Source organism: Fibrella musci (assembly GCF_041321105.1).
GTDB lineage: Bacteria > Bacteroidota > Bacteroidia > Cytophagales > Spirosomataceae > Fibrella > Fibrella musci.
This window is the reverse complement of record NZ_JBGGWD010000008.1, coordinates 14,080-38,105: the sequence shown is the minus strand read 5'-3', so window position 1 is coordinate 38,105 and position 24,026 is coordinate 14,080. Positions and strand designations below refer to the sequence as shown.

Sequence of the window (24,026 nt, the reverse complement as noted above, 5' to 3'; positions counted from 1 at the left end):
CTGCAATCATCCGGCTCGTGAAGCCGGTTCATGCCCGTGCATACGCATCGAGTATTCCCTGAATTTACACCTTTACTTCCTCTTTTTACCAGACTATGGAAACGGCCACCAAACCTGCCAACGAGTTCGTAGCCCGGCTGGGTCTGCTCGACGCGACGATGATTGTGGCCGGTTCCATGATCGGGTCAGGGATTTTTATCGTGGCGGCCGAGGTCACTCGTAGCGTTGGCGGGGCGGGCTGGATGCTCGCTATGTGGTTGTTGGCGGGGCTGGTGACGGTCATTGCCGCCGTCAGTTATGGCGAGCTGGCGGCCATGTTTCCCCGCGCGGGCGGTCAGTATGTCTACCTGCGCGAGGCCTACAACCCGCTGGTCGGGTTTCTGTATGGCTGGTCGTTTTTCGCCGTTATCCAGACCGGCACCATCGCAGCCGTTGGTGTGGCGTTTGCCAAATTCACGGCTTACCTCATCCCCGCCTTCAGCGATACCAATTTCCTGCTCGATCTGGGAGTCTTCCGGCTGTCGGCGGCGCAGCTGGTGTCGATTTTCGTGATCGTGCTGCTCACCTACGTCAACAGCCGGGGCGTGAAAGAAGGCGCGGCGCTGCAAACTTTTCTCACGATCGTAAAGCTGCTCTCGCTGTTTGGGCTCATCATCTGCGGCTTTATCTGGGGCGCGAAGGCCGACGTCTGGAACGCCAACTGGCAAAACGCCTGGCAACTGGCGAGCCTGACCAAAAACGGCGATGCCCTTTCCTACACGACCCTATCCGGGCTGGGCGCCTTCGGGGCCATTGCCATCGCCATGAAGGGCACGCTATTTTCGAGCGACTCGTGGCACAGCATCACCTCGATAGCCGGGGAAGTAAAACGGCCCGAGCGCAATATCGGCCTAAGCCTCGTGCTGGGTACGTTGGTCGTGACAGTCATCTACGTGCTGACCAACGTCATGTACCTCGCCGTGGTGCCGCTCAACGACATTGCCTTTGCCCCCAGCGACCGGGTGGGCGTGGTTGCCGCCGATTATATCTTCGGCAACAGTGGCACCATCATCATCGCGATTATGGTCATGATCTCGACCTTCGGCTGCAACAACGGCCTGATTCTGTCGGGCGCGCGGGTGTATTACATCATGGCCAAAGACGGGCTGTTTTTTGCCAAAGCGGGCCAGCTCAACAAAAACGACGTACCTGGCTACAGCCTCTGGATGCAGTGCCTATGGGCCAGCGTGTTATGCCTCACCGGCGAGTACAACAACCTGCTGGCGCTGGTTATTTTTGGCGTACTGATTTTCTACATCCTGACCATTCTGGGCATCTACCGCCTGCGTCGACTTCAACCCGATTTACCCCGCCCCTACAAAGCGCCCGGTTACCCCTACCTGCCTGCCGTGTATGTGGTGATCGCCCTGGCGCTGGCCGTATTGCTGCTGTTTTTCGAAACCAACTACACGCTGCCAGGGCTGGGCATTATTCTGGTCGGCATCCCCATCTACTACCGGCTTATCCGGCAACCAACCTGATACGGCTACCCTGTGCGGGCTGGGGCAGTCGCCCCCCGAAGAACCTTTTCAACAAACCGGGTGCCGTAAACGTACCCACCGATTGTCTGGCTAGTGCTACCTCGTTATGAAACCTTACATCGTTCCTATTTGTCGAGCCAACTCACTCTATAGCTGGGCCTTCATCCTGCTGCTGGCAGGGAGCCGGGCGCTGGGGCAGGGCACGGCCGACGATTACAAACGCAGCGAAGCGCTGAAAGAGAAGCTGCGTGACAAAATCTACAACGCCCCGGCGACCATCAACTGGCTTCCTAAAAGCAACCGGTTCTGGTACCTGACCCGCACCCGCAAAGGGAGCGAGTTTATCGTGGTCGACGCCGCCAAACGGACCCGGCAACCTGCCTTCGACGCGCAACAGGTAGCCCAGAAACTATCCGAAGCGACCGGTAAAACGCTCGACCCCTACAAACTTCCGTTCAATAGCATCACCTTCGGCAAAGACGACGAGAGCGTCGAGTTTGTGGCTGAAGGGTCGGTCTGGCAATACGGACCGGGTTCGGTAGCCTTTCGGAAGAAAGGGCCTTTTACGACCGAAGTGAACGACCGGCGCTATTGGGGCGAAGGCCGTGACGAAACCGCAAAACGGCTGGTTACCTCGCCCGACAGCAACTGGACGGCCTACGTCAAGAACTACAACGTGTACATCAAATCCCGGCAAACGGGGGCCGAAAGTCAGTTGAGTTTCGATGGGTCGGCGGGCGATTATTACGCCAACAGCATTCAGTGGGCGCCCGACTCGAAAAAGCTGGTCGCCACCAAACTGCGCCCCGCCGAAAAGCACCTGATTCACTTTGTCCGCTCGTCGCCGACCGATCAGTTGCAACCCCGCCTCGAAAACCGCGAGTACCTCAAGCCCGGCGATGCACTGCCCATGCGGCGGCCACAATTGTTTCTGGTCGATAGCAAACAGCATATTCCGGTGTCAGACGCGTTGTTCAGCCAGCAGTTTAGCCTCTCGAACCTGAACTGGCGGGCCGACAGCCGCGCCTTCACATTCGAGTACAACCAACGGGGGCATCAGCTTTACCGCGTGCTGGACGTAAACGCCAGTACGGGTGCCGTCAAGACGTTAATCGAGGAGCAGAGCAAAACCTTTATCGACTACAGCGGCAAGCGGTTTCGCTACGACGTGGCCGATGGCAAAGAGCTAATCTGGGCCTCGGAACGCGACGGCTGGAACCACCTGTACCTCGTTGATGGTACTACGGGTCTTGTGAAAAAGCAGATCACCAAAGGCGAATGGGTGGTGCGCGAAGTCGTGCATGTTGATGAACCCACCCGCACGATCCTGTTCGCGGCGAGCGGCAAGCAATCGGGGCAGGACCCGTATCTGATTCAGTATTACCGCGTCAATTTCGACGGTACCGGCCTTACCGCGCTGACAACGGAAAACGCCAATCATGTAGCCCGCTTCTCGTCTGACTTTCAGTATTTTACTGACACCTATTCGCGGGTCGACCTGCCGCCGACTACCGTGCTGCGCAGCGCCAAAGACGGGTCGGTGCTGATGGAACTGGAAAAGGCCGATATCAGCGACTGGCAACAGGCGGGCTGGAAAACCCCCGAGGTGTTTACGGCCAAAGGTCGCGACGGCAAAACCGATATCTGGGGCATCATCATTCGCCCTACCAATTTCGATTCGACTCGAACGTACCCGGTTATCGAGAATATCTACGCCGGACCACACGGGTCGTTTGTTCCCAAGACCTTCATGGCCAACGCTTTTGCCATGCATGAACTGGCCGAGCTAGGCTTTGTGGTGGTGCAGATCGACGGCATGGGTACGTCGAACCGCTCGAAAGCCTTCCACGACGTCTGCTGGAAAAACCTCAAAGACGCGGGCTTCCCCGACCGGATACTGTGGCTACAGGCCGCCGCCCGCAAATATCCCTCGCTCGACCTGAACCGCGTGGGCATCTACGGGACGTCGGCGGGCGGTCAGAGCGCGGCCGGGGCTTTGCTTTTCCACCCCGACTTTTACAAAGTGGGCGTTTCGTCGTGCGGGTGCCACGACAACCGCATGGACAAGATGTGGTGGAACGAACAGTGGATGGGCTACCCCATCGGCCCCCACTATGCCGAGTGCTCGAACGTTACCAACGCCCACAAGCTACAGGGTAAACTGATGCTGCTGGTGGGCGAAGTCGACGACAACGTCGACCCCGCCTCGACCATGCAGGTAGCCGACGCGCTCATCAAAGCCCAGAAAGATTTTGAACTGGTGGTGCTGCCGGGCGTGGGCCACTCGTCGGGTGGCGATTACGGCGAACGCAAACGCCGCGACTTTTTCGTCCGTCATCTGCTGGGTGTCAACCCACCCGCCTGGCCCGCTCCGGCTCCCGCCGTTTCGCCGAACTGATTGCCTTTTCTGTAAGCCAACTGCCGATATGATCCGATCCGCTACCGTCTTTCTTCTGCTAATCAGCTGTTTAGTCATCAATACCCCCTTTTGCCAGGCGCAGCCCAACCCGCTCAATGGCATCAATCCGCAGAGTAGCGATGTCCATCATTTGCTGACGCAGTACTACGCCGACTGGGGTAGCCTGAGCCGTTTCTACACCGTGGCGGGGTCGCCCGAGCGCCGGGTACGTTTCCAGCAATTTCATACCGACTACCTGAATCGGCTGGAACAACTCGATTTCAACCGCATGAACACAGACAGCCGGGTCGACTACCTGCTGTTTCGGCGCGATCTGCAACAGCAACTGGGCAAGCTGGCGGCCGAGGCGACCGAGCGGGAACAGATCAACGCCTGGTTTCCCTTTGCCGATTCGGTCTATGCGGTTGAAAAGCGGCGGCGGCGTGGGTACGTACTCAACCCGCAGCAATTTGCCCAGAACCTGACCGGCATGAGCCAGCAGATCAGCCAGTTGCAGAGTTCACTATCGAAAGAAACCAACCTGAACCCGACCCTGCTGATGCGGGCCATCTCGACGGCCGAAGGGTTGCAGTCGGCACTCAAAAGCGTGTATACGTTCTACAACCACTACGAGCCGGGTTTTTCGTGGTGGATTCCGCAGCCCTACCAGAAAACCGATAGCCTGCTGACGGCTTACACCGCCTTTTTCCGCAAGAAAAGCCGCGACGCCGCCCCTGTGAAAGACGACGGCAGCGGCATTACAGGCGTAGCCGTTGGGCGCGACGAATTGCTGCGGCAGCTTCAGGTCGAGATGATTCCCTATTCACCCGAAGAGCTGATCGAGATCGCCAACAAAGAATTTGCCTGGTGCGACCGGGAGTTGCTGAAGGCCTCGCGCGAGATGGGCTTCGGCGACAACTGGAAAGCGGCGCAGGAAAAAGTCAAAAACAGCTACGTACCTGAAGGCCGCCAACCCGAGCTGATTTTGCGGCTATTCAACGAATCGGTGGCGTTTTTGAAGGCCAAAAACCTCATCACCATCCCGCCCATCGCCGAAGAAACTTGGCGCATGAGCATGATGTCGCCCGAGCGGCAGCTGGTCAACCCCTTCTTTCTGGGCGGCGAGGTGATCCAGATTTCGTACCCTACCGAGGGCATGAAACACCCCGACAAGCTGATGAGCATGCGCGGCAACAACCCCCATTTTTCGCGGGCAACTGTACACCACGAACTCATTGCGGGCCACCACTTGCAGGGGTTCATGAACAACCGGTACAAGGTGTATCGCAACTTCGACACCCCCTTCTGGACCGAAGGCTGGGCACTCTACTGGGAAATGCTGCTGTGGGATCAGGGCTTCCCGCAGTCGCCCGAAGACCGCATCGGGATGCTGTTCTGGCGGATGCACCGCTGCGCCCGGATCATCTTTTCGCTCAACTATCACCTGGGCAAATGGGGCCCGCAGCAATGCATCGATTTCCTTGTCGACCGGGTTGGACATGAGCGGGCCAATGCTGAGGGTGAAGTACGGCGGTCGTTTATCGGGGGGTATCCGCCGCTGTATCAACTGGCGTACATGACCGGCGGCTTCCAATTTCTGGCCCTCAAGAAAGAACTGGTGGATAGCGGACGCATGACCCACAAGCAGTTTCACGACGCGGTGTTACAGATCAACTCCATGCCGGTCGAGATGATCCGCGCCATCCTGATCAACCAGAAGTTGCCCAAGGATTTCAAAACGACCTGGCGATTCTACGACCTAAAACCACTACGCGACTAGTATAGCCGAGGTCCATAAAAAAGCCCGTTCAGCCTACCGTTGAACGGGCTTTTTTATGGATCAGAAAAGGCATAGACTCCAACAGATACTTACCGAGAAGTAATATCATAAATTACTTATTATTTTGTACTTATTTAATCTCCTATTAATTTAGTCAGCATATACTGCAATAATGTACATTTCCCTAGACAACACGGAATAATATTCTGCCTTAAGTACTATAACTGTCATAAAATATCATAGATAGGCGTATTGTTAAAATATCTTAACCCTATATATTTGACGATAGTTAACCTCCTTTATAATTCGAATTTAATCTGCTCTATGGTTAGAAATCTACTGATGAGTATACTGCTGGTATACTCATTCTGGGAACCCTGCTGGGCTCAGGAACGGACCCTCAAAGGAAAGGTCACAGCAGCCGAAGACGGCAGCCCGATTCCGGGCGCGTCGGTCGTGTTGAAAGGAACGACAAAAGGAGCTAACACCGGCGTCGATGGTACCTATTCGATTGCGGTACCCTCGGGTGGTGGCACGCTCGTCGTCAGTTTTGTGGGGACGGTTACCCAGGAAATCGCGATTGGCAATCGCACACAGATCGACATTAGCCTGGCCGCCGATACCAAGAGTTTACAGGAAGTAGTCGTTACGGCGCAGGGTATTGTCCGTGAGAAAAAAGCCCTCGGTTACGCCGTAACTACCCTGGACAACAAGCTGCTCGAAGACCGTCCGCAAGCCGACGTTGGCCGGGTCTTACAGGGCAAAATTCCCGGGGTAAACATTACGGCTACATCGGGGGTTTCGGGCACGGGAACGAGCATCAACATTCGGGGTTTCTCGTCGATTACAGGGTCAACGCAACCCCTCTTTGTCGTCGACGGCGTGCCGTTCAACTCAAGCACCAACTCACGCGACGGCTTTACGGGCGGGGGGCAGTCGGCCTCCAGTCGGTTCCTGGACCTCGACCCCAATAACATCGAGAATATCAGCGTGTTAAAGGGGCTGGCTGCTACCGTTACGTATGGTGATCAGGGCCGGAACGGGGTTATTCTGGTGACGACCAAAAACGGCAGCAAGAAAGCCCGCCCCACTGAAATTACGCTGACCCAGTCTGTCTTTGCCAACACGGCCAACCTGCCTACGTATCAGAATGATTATGTGGGTGGTTTCCAGCAGAACCTGGGCTATTTCTTCAGCAACTTCGGCCCTACACTCGCCGAATCCGCTGCCTACCCCTCGCAGAATACGAACACGGCGCTGACCAACCACCCGTATGCGTTCCTGACCAACGCAGCATTGCGGGCGGCAATGGCCCCGTACGTGGCGTCGGTGAGTCCGTACAAAATGCAGGTCTTCCCTGATAACGTGAAGGATTTTTTCCGGACCGGGATCATCTCCAACAGCTCGCTTAACCTGTCGGGTGGTAACGAACGGGTTGGCTACAACCTCTCGGTCGGTTATAATAAGGAGCAAGGATATATTCCCGAAAACGGGCTGACACGCCTTAATATTGGGGCGGGTATCCGGGCGCAGCTGACCAAGAAACTGAGCATCAGCACCTCGTTCAACTACGCCAACACGGATCAGTACTCGCCCCCGCTCAACGCCGGAACCGGCAACAACTCGCTCGGCGGCTTCCCGTCGGTGCTGGCCAACGTGCTCTTCACGCCCCGGCAGGTTGACCTCATGGGCTGGCCCTACGAAAACCCGGTCGACGGTGGCACGGTGTATTTCCGGTCCGGCAACGACATCCCCAACCCTCGCTGGATTCTGGCCAACTACAAAACGACGGGTGTCGTCAACCGGTTCTTCACCACGACCAACCTGACGTATGACATCGCCCGGGACCTGGTGCTGCTTTATAAGGTAGGTCTCGATACGTACACCGAAAGTCAGGAGTACAAGTTCAACAAGGGCGGCGTCGACTTCGTCAATGGGTTCTACAATACCTACGACATCCGGAATACCATCTGGGATAACAGCGTAATTCTGTCTTACACCAAACCCCTGGCCGACCGCTTTACGCTCTCAGGCCGGATTGGTGGCAACATGCGTAACGACCGGACAAGCTCGATTTTTGTAACGAGCCAGAACCAACTGGCGCGCAACCTGTTCCGCCACAGCAATTTCATCGATAACGTGGCGTCGAATGGCGAAGTGGAGCAAACGCGGATCGGGGTGTTTGGCGAACTCACAGCCGACATCAACGATTACCTGTTCCTGAACCTGGCCGCCCGGAACGACTGGACGTCGACGGTGGAAATTGCCAACCGTCAGATCTTCTACCCCTCGGCCAGTATCTCGTTTGTGCCCACGTCGGCCATCAGCAGCCTACAGGGTAACAGCGTGCTCAGCTTCCTGAAAGTTCGGGCGGGTATCGGTACGTCGGCGGGTTTCCCCAACCCGTACAGCACCCGTAACGTGCTCAACCAGAGCGCCAGGGGCTGGCTCAACTCGTCGGGGGCTACTGTGCAGACCCACTCGGTCGACAACACGCTGGGCAACCCGAACCTGAAGCCGGAACTCCATACCGAAATTGAGTTAGGTCTTGAAGGTCGCCTGTTCAACAACCGGCTCAACTTCGACATCACGGGCTATCAGCGCACCACCCGCGACCTGATTACCCGCACCCCGCTCGATGCCTCGACCGGCTACACCGCTACGACAATCAACATCGGTAAGATCCGCAACGAAGGGATCGAAGTGAGCCTGTCAGGTACGGCCATCAAACGCAAGGGCTTCTCGTGGGATGTCACCGGCGTGTTCTCGCGCAACGTACCCAAGGTGCTCGATCTGGGCGGCACGCTTCAGGAAGTACAGATCGCTGGCTTCGGTGGCACGCTGGGTAACTATGCCGTGGTTGGGCAACCCTTCAACGTAATCAAAGGCACCGGTTTCCGGCGCAATGAGCAGGGTCAGTACCTGATCGACGGGCAAGGCTACCTGCTGGCGACTACTTCGCCGGTTGTCCTGGGCAACCCCAATCCGGCCTTTACGTCGAGCCTGATCAATGAATTCCGCTACAAGAACTTCTCGCTGAACGTGATGATCGCCTATCGTCACGGCGGGGTGATGTACTCGTCGACGGCGGGTGCCCTGCTGGGTCGCGGTCTGGTCAACACGGCCAACGGTAATCTGGGCGGCAACGACCGGTCACAGACGATCATTCTGCCTGGCGTGAAGAACTCCGACGGCACGCCGAACGATATTCAGGTTACGGCATCGGACTTCTACTTCAACAACTATTACTTCTTTGGTGATGAAGGCCGCATGTTCGACGGGTCGACGATCCGGTTACAGGAAGTATCGCTGTCGTATCAGCTGCCCAAAACGCTGCTGAACAAAATGGCGATCAAAGGGGCATCGCTCACCTTCTTCGGCAACAACCTCTGGTACCGGGCGCTGTATTTCCCCAAAGAACTCAACTTCGATACCGACAACCTCGGCCTGGGCGTCGGCACAGGCATGGGCTTCGAATTCCTGACGGGCCCCAGCTCACGACGGCTCGGTGGCACGCTAAAGATTACCTTCTAACCATAAGGCAACGCAAAGCGCCCCGTGCGCCTGCCCATTCCTTATCTTAAAAGCTGACGATAATGATCAAGAAGTTAAGCGCCTTACTACTCCTGCTGTGTGTGGGGGCGGTCAGTTCCTGCAAGCTGGATTTGCTCGACAATCCGAATGCCGTAACGACCAACAACACAGACATCAATTACCTGCTCAACTCGATTGAGCTAAGCTACCGGACGCACTTCAACCAGATGAGCGATCCGGGGATGCGCCTGACGCGCATGCTGAACCAGGGAGCGGCCATTTACGACAACGCCGTATCGCCCGGTAACTTCGACGGGGCCTGGGAAACCGCCTACGCCGGCCTGATGACCGACGTAAAAACGCTGATTCCGCTGGCTGAGTCGAGTGAACTGTTCGTGCATGCCGGCATTGCCCGTACGTTGCGGGCTTCGGTCCTGATCAATCTGGTGGATGGCTTCGGCGACGTACCGTACTCACAGGCCATCGACGCCGCCAACTTCAACCCGGCCGTTGACCCCGCGCAGAGCATCTACGAAGCCGCCCTGGCCGAGCTGGACAAGGCCATCGCCAACTTTGCTGCTACCTCGAAATCGGGCGCGCCCAGCGACCTGATCTACGGCGGCAACGCCGACAGCTGGACGCGGGTGGCCAATTCGCTGAAGCTGAAAGCGTACCTCAACCGCCGCCTGATCGACAAGGCGGGGGCTACCACGGCGATCAATGCCCTGATCGCCGGTAACAAGCTCATCTCGACAGCCACCCAGAACTTTGTGTTTAAGTTTGGCTCGAACCTGACCAACCCCGACACGCGCCACCCGCGCTATGCCGGCCAATACTCCCCCACCGGCGGCGGCGACTACCAGTCGAACTCCTACATGGGTACGTTGTATTCGTCGAAAGGTTTTCAGGACCCCCGCATGCGGTATTACTTCTACCGGCAAACGGTGAAAAACCCGACCGACGTAAACGCGCTGCGCTGCATCACCAACTCGAAGCCCGCTCACTATACCGATGCCGACGTGTTCTGCCTGCCGACGGGGGTTGGCTACTGGGGCCGCGATCACCTCAACAACGAGGGCATTCCACCCGATGGGTTGCTGCGCACAGCCTGGGGCGTTTATCCGGCCGGTGGCTTGTTTGATAACGACGCGGGCGTACCGGTATCGCTGGGCGCCGGAGCCGGTGGCGCGGGCCTTCACCCCATCATCATGCGGTCGTTTGTCGACTTCATGCTGGCCGAATCGGCTCTGACGCTGGGCACCAATGGCGTGGCCAAAGACCTGCTCAAGTCAGCGATTGAAAAATCGATGGCCGACGTACGGGCGATGGCGCTGGGTACGATCGAGAGTGGCAAGATCAGCACCTACGAAGCCGCCAACAACTTCGTATGGGCCGATCAGGTGACGAAGTACGTAACGAAAGTACTGGCCGACTACGACGCCGCCGCGACCACCGACGCCAAGTTGAACATCATCGCGACGGAGTACTGGCTCGCGCTGTATGGCAACGGTATCGAGTCGTACAACCTGTATCGCCGCACGGGCAAACCGTCGAATCAGCAGCCTGCGCTCGACGCCAGTCCCGGCTCGTTCCCCCGGTCCTACTACTATCCGTCGACCTACATCATCCGGAACGCCAATGCGAAGCAGAAAGCGAGCCTGACGGTGCCTGTCTTCTGGGATAATAACGCCGCCGGTATACTCAAATAGGCATTCGGGTTCTGTTGTAGACGCATCAATTCCCACAAAACGTAAGTTGTGATGAAACAGTATTTTCTTCTTGCTCTGCTGGGTCTAGGCTCGCTGAGCTGTAAAACTGACATGGTGAGCCGGATCGAACCGGCCGATATCGAGAACGGGGGCTATATCCGTACCGTGACGCCCTACCCGGTTGGCAATTCGACGTTCAGCGTCAGTAAGGCAAATCTGGGCGGGACCAAAATGGAGTTTGTGGCCGAGGCTGTCACGCCCAATCAGGGCGCGTTGTTTGCCTCGTACGACCTGACGATCAAGTTTGTGGACGCGACGCCCGCCAACGGCACGACGCCCTCGACGACCGTAGCCCTGAAGTCGATTCCGGCGTCGGCGTTCACGAAAGACGCCACGACCGGCTATCCGCGCGCTACCATCGCGGTGACGGGTACCGAGGCCCTCACGGCCACAAAGCTGACCGCCACTGACATCGCCAATGGCGACCGGTTTGAGATTAACGGCACCATGAAACTGACCAACGGTAAAACGTTTACGGCGGCCAACACGGGTGCCAACATCACCGGTGGTGCGTTCTACAGCTCGCCCTTCTTCTACCGGATCAACGTGGTGAATTAACGGTAGCGCTCTTTGCTGAGCCTAAAAAGACGGTCGGCCTGCTAACGGAAACGTAGCGGACCGGCCGTTTTTTATGGACTCAAAAGTGGCAAGGCCATTCACGCTGATGCCGAATTGCCTGTCCAGAAAACGCGCATCCTGAGGCGGTCTGAACGTACCGTTCAGTTCGCGATTAAGCGCCGTGTTGACGCAGCACCTCCAGCCTGTTGCTGCTTACCCGACTTTGTTGTCCGCGTTTTCACTCGAAAGCGCTGGGCTGGGTGCCCGGCGAACTCCTTGAAAAAGGGCCACAACGCCGTAGATAACTAAGCCGACCACCAGACCGAGCACGAATTCTTTCAGCGTGGCAGGTACGTTGGGCAGCATCTTATGAATGTACGGTATGTTGTGGTCGAATATGCCACCGGCCACTAACAGCAGCGCTAACGTACCCACCACGCCCAAAACCCGAATGACGACGGGTAGCGCACCGACCAACCCACGGCCGAGCGTCGCCAGCAGACTCTTCTCCGCCGATCCTTTGATTAGTTTGTAACCCGCATCGTCCATGCGCACAATCAGCGCCACGAAGCCATACACGCCAACTGTGGCCAACAGCGCCACCGCCGCCACAGTCACGATCTGTACCGACAGTTCTTGCTCAGCCACAGACCCCAGCGCGATGATGACAATTTCCACCGAGAGAATGAAGTCGGTGGTAATAGCCGATTTTACTTTATCCTTCTCCTCACCGGAGGCTGGCTTTTCCTCCTGAGCCGGGGTGGCGGCGTGCTGTTTCTTCCCCACTCGTTCTGCCAGGAAGTGGACGATCTTCTCCGCCCCTTCATACGCCAGATAACAACCACCAGCCAGCAGAATCCAGGTGATAGCAGCGGGTAGAAACGCATTGAGCAGCAGTGCAACGGGCACAATGATCAGCTTGTTGACGAACGACCCTTTTGTAATCGACCAAAGGATGGGCAACTCCCGGTCGGCCAGAAAGCCGGTAGCTTTTTCAGCGTTTACGGCTAAATCATCGCCCAATATGCCGGCTGTTTTGCGCGTGGCTACTTTTGTTGCCAGGGCAACATCATCCATTAACGCCGCTATATCATCCAAGACGGCAAATACTCCCGATGGCATTTCGTTTTCGTTTTAACTTCTAAAATACACGCAAGCCCTGAGACAGAAACAAGCTATGTCTGTTTCCGACGCGGATAGTCAACACAGAACGACTGAGTATGAGTGGCTTGCCAATGGTATGTCGTGGCAGGTTAGCGCGCGTCTGGTTCAGCGCCTTTCCGAAGCCATCGCAAACTACCACTGCTCCTGGCTCTGTCTGATACAACACTAAAAAAGCACTCACGGTTAACGGTGAGTGCTTGATATGTAAGACTCCGTATTCGTTATGCCTCATCAACGCACACAACATACGGGCGAACATTACAATTACCTATCATGTTGGTCTTGTTTACAGAGCCTATTAACCAGATAGCCGCAAAAAGGCGATGACCTTTTTTTCCAGTTCAGCCCATAGTTGAGTCTTCAACACCTCACGTCGGTTAATTAGCTCCTGTCGGCTATAATGGCCCTGTGGTACCTCTGCCGACACCATTACGCCCGTCGGTTTGTGCAACAGCTCTACGCGGACCCCAGTCAAGCCAATGGCGCGGGAAGTCCTAGTCATTCGACCACCCCTGCCCTGACCGGCCGTACTTCCAAACTCAGACTCCGCCACGTCGGCGGGGTTCAGGACAAACTTGTGCTTCATAACCAGTCTTTTACCATTACTCCACGCGCAGTCGGCCGTTGCTGTAAGCACTCCTCATACTCGATACAACACGCAATAAATGCATTGCACAAAGCATAAAAAAAGCACTCACGATTTAACGTAAGTGCTTTTTTTATGCTTTGTGCTCCCGAAGCTGGGCTCGAACCAACGACCCTCTGATTAACAGTCGTAGCCAAGCCCTTAACGAATAGTATAATTTCTTTTACCAAGGCTATTCAAATCTCCTGAAAAACAGCTAGTTAACCCTGAAACACTTATCATTCTTTATTGCTTTTGTGCGCTGATTCTACAATTTTGTATTGCAATCTGTATTGCAACTGACTGCCAACTTGCAATACATTACGAGCAGGACAACCATTAATTTGTTCCTCGACAAACGGGCAAGTAGAACCGAGCAGGATATAGTTAAAGGCTTGCCTGTCTTGACAGAAAGCAACGGTTGTTTGGCATCTTACATTAGCCGAATGGAAGTTTTTACAAAAAAGCAAAAGCAAACAGGATAACCAGATAAAGGATAAGTTACGGCTTTGGTATGAGATGTACGGATAATCCTTCCAGGAAGAGTTGACCAGCAAGCCACAAACGAGGTACCACAAACGGTCACAAATAATTAATGATCAGTTAGATGGGCAGTTCACATTCGATGCTTTAGTGGAAGGCCTTACCAATTATGGCAAGGAGAAAGAGATGCCCGCCAAACAGACCGACCTCTTAAGGTCACTAACGTTTAAGGCAACCATTATGATCAACGCCGTACGAATGGACAATGCCGTTAACTACTAGTTGGTCGTAAAGTCATTATGCCCGTTTGTCGCTTCTTTCACAAATTCAGTACGGAAAGAGTTTTTGAGCATTCCCGTTCCTTCCAGTTGCTGAGCATTTTGCCCTTCTACATACTAACTGCTGGTTTTTCCACCACATCGAGGTTCAGGCCTACGCGGGTAAGAAACCGCTAAGGACAGAAAGCTTCATGCCTCCGTGGATCGGATCGGACTGAGTAAGCTAAAAGCTTTTTGCCTGAGGCAAGCCATTGGGTAATAAAGCCAACCGTTGCCTGGATAAATTTCTTTCCGGTCCGCCGGTGCGGCCGAATCACAAAGGATTACAAACTTACCCTATTTTCTTCGGTGAGTTAGCTGTATTTGGCCAATATTCAGACTATACCACAGCGACTTCTAAGGAGTTATCACAGTAACGCATTGTTTACTGGCAATTGATCGTTTAGAGTTGTTATGCCTATATTTACGCTAGAAGGCAAAAGGGCAATAGTGCTATCCATACGCAGAAAGGCAACACACTGATGCGGCCGTGTCCTTGTATTTCGGTCAATACAGGCTGCTATGGCTGCTACCTACTACTGCCTTTCCGAGCGTAGGCTCTTAACCCGCTCTATCCCATGAAGAAAGACTCAAGTAATTTGTCTGATATATGTACGTTTCGATAATCCCTGTACCACCTACCTGCTGATGCCAGATGCCAAGATGGTTTGACCTATTCGTCTCGCAGCCTGTTGTTACGGCGTAGCTCTTGTTGCATGTATTTACATAAACCGCAAAGAAAATATCATCTACCTTAATTGGTATATATAGGTCATGAGTAACTGGTACAGAAAAATTGAAAAAGGCATTTCCTGGTCAGTTATACGGATTCATATTTACGTATGGCTAGCGTATATAGTTTACGAGCATTTAATTTATTTTTTTGTACTCAGTGAAGTTAAATTATACATCACTGAAACCCTGATTGGCTTCGCAGCCAATGCAATATTATTCTATTTCGCCGCCTTGTATGTGTATCCTATGTTTTTACCAAGTCGTCAATATATACGTCTGACTTTGTATACAAGCTGTATACTTATTGGTTATGTTATTTTTAAAGTAATTTTTAAATTATACATTTTACCTATATTGGGTCCTGATTGGGCGCAACCCTACGCCTCTAAGCGTCTATTAATCGGAGAAACTTTCTGGCGGGGTGGCTATTATATGTTGCTTGCACTGGGTTATTGGTTTGGTTCACACTTGTATGTCACCCAAAAGCGAAAATTGTCGTTAGAACGGGAGCAACGGGCCAATAACCTTCGCATGATCGAAATGGAGAAACACCTCAATCTACTGGAGGTCGATTTCCTGAAATCGCAGTTGAATCCTCATTTTCTGTTTAATACATTAAATTTTTTCTATTCGCGGCTGATCACTCAAATGCCTCAGGAGGCCCGCGGTATTCAGCTTTTGTCAAGTATTATGCGGTACGCGCTGCAGAAACGCACTATCAATGGCAAAGCTCTATTGACCGATGAAGTAAGTCATTTGAGTAATTACATTGAATTACAGAAGGCCCGATTCAGCAATTCAATTCATGTCGAATTCACAATCGACGGAATGCTTGATTATAAGCTGGTTGTTCCTTTAGTTTTGATGACACTTACCGAAAATTGTTTCAAACATGGCGACCTTTTCGACGCTGAATCGCCGGTACGTGTTACGATACAAACGACAGACGAAATCTTATATTTTTCAACTGTCAATAAAAAGAACAAAGTCAAAGCAAAAGATTCAAACAATATCGGCCTGACTAACGTCCGAAAAATCCTTAAAGACGTGTACAACACGAATCACACCTTTACAGTTGTTGATAGCGAAAATCGCTACGAAACCCGTTTGTCGATCAACTTATGAATATGGCGACTTGCTACATCGTAGATGACGAAATAGCGGCTATTGATGTAATCCGCAATTACATCGGGCAGACCGACAATTTGACGCTGATTGACAGTTTCACTAATCCGGTAGAGGCACTTAAAGCTATAAAAAAACAGCCAGCCGATGTCATCTTTCTCGACATCAACATGCCCAACATCAGTGGACTCGATTTTGTAAATCTGTTGCCTGAGGAAATTAGCGTCATTTTTACGACTGCTTACCCCGACTACGCACTCGACGGTTACGAGCATAACGCTGTCGATTACCTGCTTAAGCCCGTGGCTTATGACCGATTTCTAAAGGCCGTCGATAAGTTTGGTAAGCTTACTAACAACGCCAACGCTCCTAAAGCTGAGCCGATCAACGGAGCTTCAGATTACATTTTTGTTAAGACCGACTACAAAGGCAAATTCATTAAGGTCAACTTCAACGACATCATATACGTTGAAGGGCTAAAGAATTATTTGTCGATTTATACGGGAGACGAACAGCGTATCATTACAATGATGAGTATGAAAGAAATGGAGGAGGTTTTGCCCAAGACCAGTTTTCTCCGCGTCCACAAATCGTACTTAGTATCGTTTGATCGGATCAAAGCCGTAGATGGGAATCAAATCCTGCTGACCAATCAGAAGGCTTACATTCCGTTGGGTGAAGGATATCGAAAAGTGTTCTTCGATACCCTTCGCGAAAAAATTCACGGCGGTAAGCGCGTATAGTCATTACCGTTAGCGAATTTACTTGTTGCTGATTACCTTTAGTCCATCATGCAACTCAGGGAAACCATCCTGAAGCAAAACCCTCTGTCAGGCAGGCCAACAACCTGCCCAATAGCTGTTTAACAGGCAGCGCCTTCCTCGCTCAACCATGATGCTCAATGATACATTTCGGCCCTGATTGGCCGAAATGGCAGTGCGTTATTGCCTAATTTATTCACGACTTTATTGTGTTCAATAACCTGCCCCTTAGTCTATGCATCACTTTTTCGCAGCCAATCTGCTGCTTCGGGTCCCAGCGCTCCCATCAACGGTAGCCTGGTCGCCCGAACAGCTTCTGGAATGGGCGCAACTTCCTGCCAGTCAGGAAGCACTGGCCATTTCATCACCAACTCTAGTTGATTCGCTAGCCAATTGGTTAGCTCGGCCCGAAGCCGATCTCGAGACCGGTCAGCAACTGATAAAGACCTTATACAAATACGCCACCCGGATGAGCAACCGCTGTACACCGTTTGGGCTGGCAGCGGGTTGCACCCTGGCAGGCTGGGCCGATTCATCACAGGCAGGCGTAGTAGTGAATGGGTTTCGGAGGCGTACCCGGCTCGACACCCTGGTCGTCATACTGCTGACTGAATATGCCAATACGCACCTTGAACTGCTACTTCACCTGCGGTGCTACCTGAACCCAACCTGTCACCTTGTGGGACAGGAAGCCTCGTACATCGAATATATCCGAGAGGGTGAAACCTGGGTAAATCAGATCAGCCTCACGGAACTGACAGAGCCGCTCGATCTGATCAGCACATACCTGACCGACCAAACCGCCTCGCTCCAAGAGCTGAGTCAACTCCTGACGGATCAGTTGAACTACACACAATCCGACGCGATAACGTACCTGACCGAGTTACTCGAAGGGCAGATCCTACTACCCGAAACCACCCTACGCCCCACTGGTTCCACGCCTCTATCGACGCTGATTCAGGCGATCAATAAGGTACCCAAACCGCAAATGAGCCGTCAGTTGCTCACCTTGCAAACAACCCTGCTGGATATGGGACAGTTATTGCTTCAACTCGACAAGCGGACAGGGGATACCACCCAACTACAGTCGACGCAGGCTGCCTTCGACTCGCTGTTACAAAAGTTGCCGATCGGTCCGTTGCCCAAACAGGTCTTGCAAGTCGACTCAGAGCCACTCGTGCAGGGAGGCATTCCCCAGTCCAGTCAAAAAGCCCTGCTGGAAGGAGTCGACGTACTCAAACGGCTAAGTGCGCCCAGCAATCAATCGGCCCTCGATGCCTTCAAAATTCGTTTTTATGAACGCTACGAGGAACAGGAAGTACCCCTATTGCAAGTGCTCGACGATGAAAACGGGATTGGCTACAACGATGATCTGGTCAAAAGCTACAGCTCGCTCACATCGGACCTTGTTACGCCTGCCAGCCTAATACATCCTCAGCAGATTCTACGCCAATCGGCCGACCGCTACCTATACACTAAATGGCTGAATGCCCTCCAGGAAAATGCACACGAGATCCGCCTTCAACCCGATGAACTGTCTACCATTGAGCCGGTGATCAAGCGGATGCCCGTTTCGATGAGCTTGCTGTTCCGGCAAGTAGCTGATGGTCAACTTTACATAGAGAACAGCACTGGAATCAGCTCGTTGGTGATGATGGGCCGCTTCACCGATTATATCCCCCAGGTACGTGACTTCGCCCGCCAAGTGGCCCAATCCGATGCCGAGCAGCACGAAGGGGCTGTTCTGGCCGAGATTGTCCATATGCCGGAAGATATCCGGGCGGGCAACATTACCATACGGCAACCCATTCACACGCACGAAATACCCATTTTCGGGCAGGCTACCTCGTCGCCGCTCAACACCATTCACTTGACCGATCTGCTAGTTTCGGTGCGGCAGGGCGTGATCCGGCTTCGATCAAAACGGCTCGATAAAGTAATTTTACCCCGGCTTAGTACGGCTCATAATTTCAGGCAGTCCACCAATCCGATCTATCGGTTTCTGGCCGACCTTCAATACCAGAATGAGCAGGCCGTACTTCAAATTGACTGGCAACGGATTGAGCCCGAGGGTAACTATTTTCCGCGGCTGGTGTATAAGGATATTATTCTAAAACGGGCAACTTGGTATTTGCATGCCGCCGATCTGGCGCAGTGCCGGGGCCTAAAAACCAGCGCCGCTTTTCAGGCATGGTGGCGTAAACGCCATTACCCCGAGCAATTTGTCGTCGTTGTCGGTGATAACGAATTGCTGATCGACATCAGCAATGAACTTGCCATTCAGGTGTTGCAGGATGAAATTAAATCGAGCAGCACTTTATGCCTAGAAGAATGGCTGGCGCCCGATGCCACAGCCGTGACAAACCCACACGGCGAAACAATGGCGAACCAGTGGGTAGCCACCCTCTACACGCGCGATCAGGCCGCGCCCAACTACCAACTACCTGCCCGGATTCAATCACTCGATGAACGTACCTTTCTGCCCGGCTCCGAGTGGCTCTACGTAAAGTTTTATGGCGGGGTACGTACCCAGGATCAACTGCTGACAACCCTGATCTGGCCACTGGTGCAGGAGCTACTGCAAGCCGGCATGATCAGCAAGTGGTTTTTTGTTCGGTATGCCGATCCGCACCCCCACGTCAGGGTTCGGCTCCTGCTTACCCAACCCACGCACTTCACCAGCCTGCTGGCCGACCTCCACACGCGCGTGAAGGAGTTTCAGACATCGGGCGGGGCGGTAACCATGCAGTTCGACACGTATGTACGTGAGCTGGAGCGGTACGCGCTGGGAACGATGGACGATACCGAGTGGCTCTTTTTTCAGAATAGCCAGATTTGTTTGCAGGCGCTGTCGGCACTGCCATTCGAGTCGGAAGAACGGTGGCTCTACCTCCTGCCTGTCATCGACCGGCTACTCGATCGCTCCGGGCTATCGGTGGCCGATCGGGTCAAACTGGCCGAGGCGGGCTTCAACGCCTTTTCGCGCGAATTCAACGTCGATCTGGCCATGAGACGGCTCCTGAACCAGAAGTATCGGGTGTTTCGGGAGGCGATACAGGCCTGTATGACGACAAAAGCGGCGTTTTTCTCGACGCCCCCGATCGAAGAGGCGCTAACCCGGCTAGCTAGCCAGTATGGCACGGCCGATCAGCAGCATTACCTCCATCACCATATCCACATGGCCATCAACCGAATGCTCCCCGATGAGCAGCGGCTATACGAGCTGATTCTTTATTTCTTTCTGAAACAATGGTATACGAGTCAGGTAGCACGGGAACGAACAAGCCAAAGCGCCGGTAAAGCGCCGATTGACAGTATGGGAAAAACGACCTGATTATCGGTCTAATCACGGGTGATATATGACCAATAGCGGCATATGTACACTAATTTTTCGGGGCGTGATAGGAGTCCCTACCTTTGAATTGTTCAAAGAAAAACAAACAGAAAAACATCTATCTTATGAAAAAGTATTCGACTTCCCTGACTGGCTCAACAATCCGCCCTACGTTCAAGCGTACTTCTGCTGGCACGCTCCGCCTCGCTAATCAAGGCAACGCCAACCACCACGGCAAATCGTTTACGACTATCACTACCATCTTTTTATAGAACACCGCTTTGTAGCCTTTACCACAAATACATACTGGTTGGCGATTCTAGTATCAGATAAAAGAACGCTTTTTTAGTTGACGATCTTAGTAGACCTACTACCCCAAAAACCATATGATATATGACCACCGTCTGATCCACTCAGGCGGTGTTTTTTTGTGATCAGTCTGATAAGATCGCCAGTCGCCCCCCTGTAACGTACCTGGGCAGTATGGGGCGGGGTGCCGGTTCGTCCAACAATTGGTCTACGTTGACAGCCTGAACCCGCATGGCGTCCCCTACCTTGTTCGTAGCCAGATGGGCCTGGTAGCCCTCGGCAAGGGTTAACGGCACCAACTGCCAGCGCTGTAGTCCCACCTGCGCCGTTAGGGTTGCCTGATCGAGCCAGATTTGCTGAACAGGTAGGCTCATGCCGCGCCCATCGGCTTTCATGATCGCTTCTTTCTGCGTCCAGCAGGTATAGAATCGGGTCATTTGCTGTGCCGACCCGCCCCCGGTGATATACGCCCATTCGTCGGGGCGCCAGATGGCCTCAAAATCGCGCCAGTCAATGGGCTTCATTTCTTCCACGTCAACCCCGATTCGGGTGCCTTCTGTGGCTAGCCCACAAAGCACCACATCCCCCGAATGCGAAATATTGAAGTCGACAAGCGCATTGAGTTGCGGCCGCTGGTAGGCGCCGGTAGATACCTGCCCAAGCCAAGAGTCGGGCAGGTGTTGTTGCCGCAGGGCATAACGTAGCAGCAGTTTACCGTATAGCGACCGATGCTGATCGGCAGCGTAGCGGAATCGAACAACCTGCTGTTGCATAGCGCCCGGCAGGCTGCGGAGTGCTTCGGTAAACCGGGGAGCCGATAGCACCCCGTCAAACTTGACATAATACAGACAAATCATGGCAACCGAGTTGTTAAAATGGGTGAATACGCTCAATGACGGCGCGGAGTCGTATCCATCGCTACGTTACGTTTCTGATACCGGTAGTCGGTCAGGGCGTTCATAAACGACACCAGATCATCGACATCCTGATCGGTCATGGTCTGGGCTCGCTGATGCCGCACGTTGGCGTGGGTACGCGGGTTACCCAGGAAGTTTTCGCGCTGATTATAGAAGACGATCACCTCGCGCAGGGTCTTCATCGAGCCGTCGTGCATATAGGGGCCTGTCACGCCCACATTCCGGAGAATAGGCGTCTTAAATTTCTGCCGGTCTTCGGGGCGCCCCGTAATACCGTAGCGGCCCATGTCGTTCCCGTCGTGCACGCCTACAAAGACCAGCGAATCGCCGCTGAAGTCGGGGCCAATGTGGCAGGCCGGCTGCGCGCAGGTATTTTCCTGATAGAACAGGTAGAAGCCCCGAACAGCCGACGCCGACATGGCCGACTGATCGCCTTTCAGATAGCGGTCATAGGGCGAATCATAATCAGAAAGGCTACGCTGGAAGTCGGCGAGTGCTTTGGTTAAGCCCAGCGAATCGGGGGCTCGGTTAAAGACTTTCTGAAATGCCACGGTGTAATAGGCGTGCTGGCGAAGCCGCCCAATGGCCTCCGTTACGGTCAGGTTCATTTCTTCAGGATGGGTGATGGGGCCGGTTGCCTGGTGTTCGAGCGTTGCCGCCCGGCCATCCCAGAAATAATGCTGCCGCCTAGCCGAGTAGGTCACGGTGGGCGTGTTGCGGCCCGTTGGTTTCCCATTCACCCCAATGCTGAACTGCGAGGTATCCGAAAAGGCGAAATCGGGTTTGTGGCAACTCGCGCAACTGATGGTCATTTTGCGCGAGAGCATTGGCTCATGGAACAGGGCTTTCCCCAGTTCGATCGTCGACGTAGGTAGTTTGCTGAAGCCCGAACCAACGCGCGACGGGGTAGCGAAATTGAGGAGCAGAGTAGCCATCGCCACGAAGCTGCTGAGAAGGAGTGTCGGTTTCATGGTGGTTACTGCTTTTGTTTACGCTGACTGAACAACCAAGGCAGCAGGGTGGGCTCTTCGGCCAGCAGGGTATTCCAGCAGCGGTGGCCGCGTTGTTTAATTTCCGAAAAATGGCTTGGCCGATCGACCAGCCGATAATACGACCGCATGAGCTGCCGGGTAAAGGAGCCAAACCACTCGTCGCGCTCGCCGAAGACCTGCCAAGTAGGCACTTTGGCCGCTTCCTGCGCCGAAAACTGCGACAGCCTATAGGCCGTACTGACGGGCACAATAGCCGCCAGCTGATCGGGGTACCAGGTAGCCAGTGCATAGGCCCCTTCGCCGCCCATGTTGGTGCCGACCACGTAAATACGCGACCGGTCGATGGGGTATTGCCTGGCCAGCGAGTCGATCAGTTGCATCGATGACTCGAGGGGCCATGTCAGGCTTGAAAAGGCTTCGCTTCGCCAGTTGCCTTCGGTGGCCGGTAGCTGCGGCGCCACCACAAAGCAGGGGTACTTGGCCTGCACAGCCGGATCGACCAACTGCCACACAAATTGCCGGAGTTGCAACCGGTTGTCGTTTCCTGCTTCGAAATAGTCGTGCAGATAGAGGATTACCGGGTACGTTTGGCTAGGTTCCATCCGTTTCGGCTGAATCAGCCGGTAGCGCAGGGTATCGCCCGTTGCGTGAACGTACCCACCTGCTTCTGACGGATATTGATCGGTGTAAAGCACCTCATAACGCTTATCAAGTGCCTGCAGGCCGTCGGCAGTCCAGTTGCCATTGGGTAGTTGCGTCAGTTGATTCTGCACACCCCGGATTGGTTGCCCGTCGATTAGGATGGACTGCGCTGTAGCGGCCGTAGCCACCTGATTCGTGCTGATTCGGAGCGTCGATTTGCGGGTCGGGGCGGCCGTGTAGACGGCGATTGCGGGATGGTCGGTCACTAAGAGCCGGGCCTGAGTGCCGTCAAAGAGCATCCCGTCGTTGGTCATGTAGCTATTCTGAACGTACCCATCGGTTGGTTCCGTGTTGATCCGGCAATCGGTTATCTGGCAAAACGTTTGTACACCCACAGCCAGATTGGGTACGTCGCGGCGACCCCACCGCTGCCAGCCATGATCGTGCTGGCGTTGATAGGCCGAAGGAACCGCCGGGTCCAGTGTGAGTCCATTGTTGAGCGTGAGCCCCTGCAACCACACCTGCCCGTGTTTAACGTTTCCTCCCCGCACCACATCGGCCAGATCGACCACGGCGCGGTTGATCGACAGGTATAACAGCCCTACTTTTTGGGTAGCTCTGGGCGTGTAGATCCGCTTGGGTTGAGCGGTTTTGAAATCGGCGACCGACGTTGGCGTGGCCGATGCCCCGGCATCGAAACGGGGAAACTCAAATTGCGTAACAGGCACGGCAACACCGGCTTTTGTGCGAGACAGAGGTAAGGCACCACGCAACACCACGCCATCGGGCAGTATTACGTCGTGGTTGATGTAATAGGTACCTTTGTCGAAGATCAGGACGCCTCCGCCCTGCGTGGCCAATTGGGTCAGTGTGGTCGCCAGCGTCAGCGAGTCGAGTTGGCGATCCGGTTTAATCAGTCCTTTTACCGATGTAGCGACCAACTGTTTTTTGGGCAAAAACTGCGCGAGGGTCAGCGGCTGCGCCTTGCTCGCTCCGACCGCTAGTCCGATCAGGATGGTGCTTACTAGTGTTCTGGTATACATGATTTCTATATAGTTTCTAG

Annotated in this window: 14 protein-coding genes; 10 read left to right on the top strand and 4 right to left on the bottom strand. The window is 54.1% G+C overall.

All coding sequences use genetic code 11. The features are described from left to right. Positions 1 to 95 precede the first annotated feature (95 nt). The 6 genes from ACAW74_RS24680 (at position 96) to ACAW74_RS24655 (ending at position 11,559) form a co-directional block, all read left to right on the top strand. On the top strand, positions 96 to 1,520 hold the full coding sequence (locus ACAW74_RS24680) for an APC family permease (RefSeq protein WP_370700930.1): 1,425 nt from the start codon (positions 96 to 98) through the stop codon (positions 1,518 to 1,520). Positions 1,521 to 1,626: 106 nt separating this feature from the next. Beyond that, the gene (locus tag ACAW74_RS24675; protein WP_370700929.1) at positions 1,627 to 3,918 is read left to right on the top strand and encodes a S9 family peptidase; all 2,292 of its coding nucleotides are present in this window, start codon (positions 1,627 to 1,629) and stop codon (positions 3,916 to 3,918) included. A gap of 28 nt (positions 3,919 to 3,946) precedes the next feature. After that, positions 3,947 to 5,698: a DUF885 family protein gene (locus ACAW74_RS24670; RefSeq protein WP_370700928.1), complete on the top strand. Its 1,752-nt coding sequence runs from the start codon at positions 3,947 to 3,949 to the stop codon at positions 5,696 to 5,698. 324 nt (positions 5,699 to 6,022) lie between these two features. Next, complete coding sequence (locus tag ACAW74_RS24665) at positions 6,023 to 9,232, top strand: SusC/RagA family TonB-linked outer membrane protein (RefSeq protein ID WP_370700927.1); 3,210 nt, start codon at positions 6,023 to 6,025, stop codon at positions 9,230 to 9,232. A gap of 62 nt (positions 9,233 to 9,294) precedes the next feature. Continuing rightward, entirely contained in the window at positions 9,295 to 10,941 is a 1,647-nt protein-coding gene (locus ACAW74_RS24660) for a SusD/RagB family nutrient-binding outer membrane lipoprotein (RefSeq protein ID WP_370700926.1), read from the top strand. A 51-nt stretch (positions 10,942 to 10,992) separates the two neighbouring features. After that, on the top strand, positions 10,993 to 11,559 hold the full coding sequence (locus ACAW74_RS24655; protein ID WP_370700925.1) for a hypothetical protein: 567 nt from the start codon (positions 10,993 to 10,995) through the stop codon (positions 11,557 to 11,559). 213 nt (positions 11,560 to 11,772) lie between these two features. On the opposite strand, the gene ACAW74_RS24650 is transcribed toward ACAW74_RS24655, so the two are convergent. Further along, the gene (locus ACAW74_RS24650; protein WP_370700924.1) at positions 11,773 to 12,681 is read right to left on the bottom strand and encodes a DUF808 domain-containing protein; all 909 of its coding nucleotides are present in this window, start codon (positions 12,679 to 12,681) and stop codon (positions 11,773 to 11,775) included. A gap of 2,241 nt (positions 12,682 to 14,922) precedes the next feature. Between ACAW74_RS24650 and ACAW74_RS24645 the strand changes: the two genes are divergently transcribed. From ACAW74_RS24645 to ACAW74_RS24630, 4 genes are all read left to right on the top strand, one after another. Next, complete coding sequence (locus tag ACAW74_RS24645; protein ID WP_370700923.1) at positions 14,923 to 16,008, top strand: sensor histidine kinase; 1,086 nt, start codon at positions 14,923 to 14,925, stop codon at positions 16,006 to 16,008. Further along, a complete protein-coding gene (locus tag ACAW74_RS24640; protein WP_370700922.1) occupies positions 16,005 to 16,751 on the top strand; it encodes a LytR/AlgR family response regulator transcription factor in 747 nt (248 codons plus the stop codon). Before ACAW74_RS24645 ends, ACAW74_RS24640 begins: the two co-directional genes overlap by 4 nt. 253 nt (positions 16,752 to 17,004) lie before the next feature. Next, positions 17,005 to 20,103, top strand: coding sequence for a lantibiotic dehydratase (locus ACAW74_RS24635; protein ID WP_370700921.1), 3,099 nt, complete (start codon positions 17,005 to 17,007; stop codon positions 20,101 to 20,103). A 125-nt stretch (positions 20,104 to 20,228) separates the two neighbouring features. Continuing rightward, positions 20,229 to 20,375 (top strand): hypothetical protein, encoded by a 147-nt coding sequence (locus ACAW74_RS24630; protein WP_370700920.1) that lies wholly within the window; start codon positions 20,229 to 20,231, stop codon positions 20,373 to 20,375. Between the two features lie 162 nt (positions 20,376 to 20,537). Here ACAW74_RS24630 and ACAW74_RS24625 read toward each other — a convergent pair whose 3' ends face one another. The 3 genes from ACAW74_RS24625 to ACAW74_RS24615 are packed head-to-tail and all read right to left on the bottom strand — an operon-like array spanning position 20,538 to position 24,006. Further along, positions 20,538 to 21,269, bottom strand: a complete 732-nt coding sequence (locus ACAW74_RS24625) for a 4'-phosphopantetheinyl transferase family protein (protein ID WP_370700919.1) — start codon at positions 21,267 to 21,269, stop codon at positions 20,538 to 20,540. A 32-nt stretch (positions 21,270 to 21,301) separates the two neighbouring features. Beyond that, a complete protein-coding gene (locus ACAW74_RS24620) occupies positions 21,302 to 22,300 on the bottom strand; it encodes a cytochrome-c peroxidase (RefSeq protein WP_370700918.1) in 999 nt (332 codons plus the stop codon). Positions 22,301 to 22,305: 5 nt separating this feature from the next. Then, a complete protein-coding gene (locus ACAW74_RS24615; protein WP_370700917.1) occupies positions 22,306 to 24,006 on the bottom strand; it encodes a carboxylesterase family protein in 1,701 nt (566 codons plus the stop codon). Between the last annotated feature and the right edge of the window lie 20 nt (positions 24,007 to 24,026).

Coding starts and splice junctions, on each gene's coding strand:
- ACAW74_RS24680 (WP_370700930.1), top strand. CDS start 96: ATGGAAACGGCCACCAAACCTGCCAACGAGTTCGTAGCCCGGCTGGGT.
- ACAW74_RS24675 (WP_370700929.1), top strand. CDS start 1,627: ATGAAACCTTACATCGTTCCTATTTGTCGAGCCAACTCACTCTATAGC.
- ACAW74_RS24670 (WP_370700928.1), top strand. CDS start 3,947: ATGATCCGATCCGCTACCGTCTTTCTTCTGCTAATCAGCTGTTTAGTC.
- ACAW74_RS24665 (WP_370700927.1), top strand. CDS start 6,023: ATGGTTAGAAATCTACTGATGAGTATACTGCTGGTATACTCATTCTGG.
- ACAW74_RS24660 (WP_370700926.1), top strand. CDS start 9,295: ATGATCAAGAAGTTAAGCGCCTTACTACTCCTGCTGTGTGTGGGGGCG.
- ACAW74_RS24655 (WP_370700925.1), top strand. CDS start 10,993: ATGAAACAGTATTTTCTTCTTGCTCTGCTGGGTCTAGGCTCGCTGAGC.
- ACAW74_RS24650 (WP_370700924.1), bottom strand. CDS start 12,681: ATGCCATCGGGAGTATTTGCCGTCTTGGATGATATAGCGGCGTTAATG.
- ACAW74_RS24645 (WP_370700923.1), top strand. CDS start 14,923: ATGAGTAACTGGTACAGAAAAATTGAAAAAGGCATTTCCTGGTCAGTT.
- ACAW74_RS24640 (WP_370700922.1), top strand. CDS start 16,005: ATGAATATGGCGACTTGCTACATCGTAGATGACGAAATAGCGGCTATT.
- ACAW74_RS24635 (WP_370700921.1), top strand. CDS start 17,005: ATGCATCACTTTTTCGCAGCCAATCTGCTGCTTCGGGTCCCAGCGCTC.
- ACAW74_RS24630 (WP_370700920.1), top strand. CDS start 20,229: ATGAAAAAGTATTCGACTTCCCTGACTGGCTCAACAATCCGCCCTACG.
- ACAW74_RS24625 (WP_370700919.1), bottom strand. CDS start 21,269: ATGATTTGTCTGTATTATGTCAAGTTTGACGGGGTGCTATCGGCTCCC.
- ACAW74_RS24620 (WP_370700918.1), bottom strand. CDS start 22,300: ATGAAACCGACACTCCTTCTCAGCAGCTTCGTGGCGATGGCTACTCTG.
- ACAW74_RS24615 (WP_370700917.1), bottom strand. CDS start 24,006: ATGTATACCAGAACACTAGTAAGCACCATCCTGATCGGACTAGCGGTC.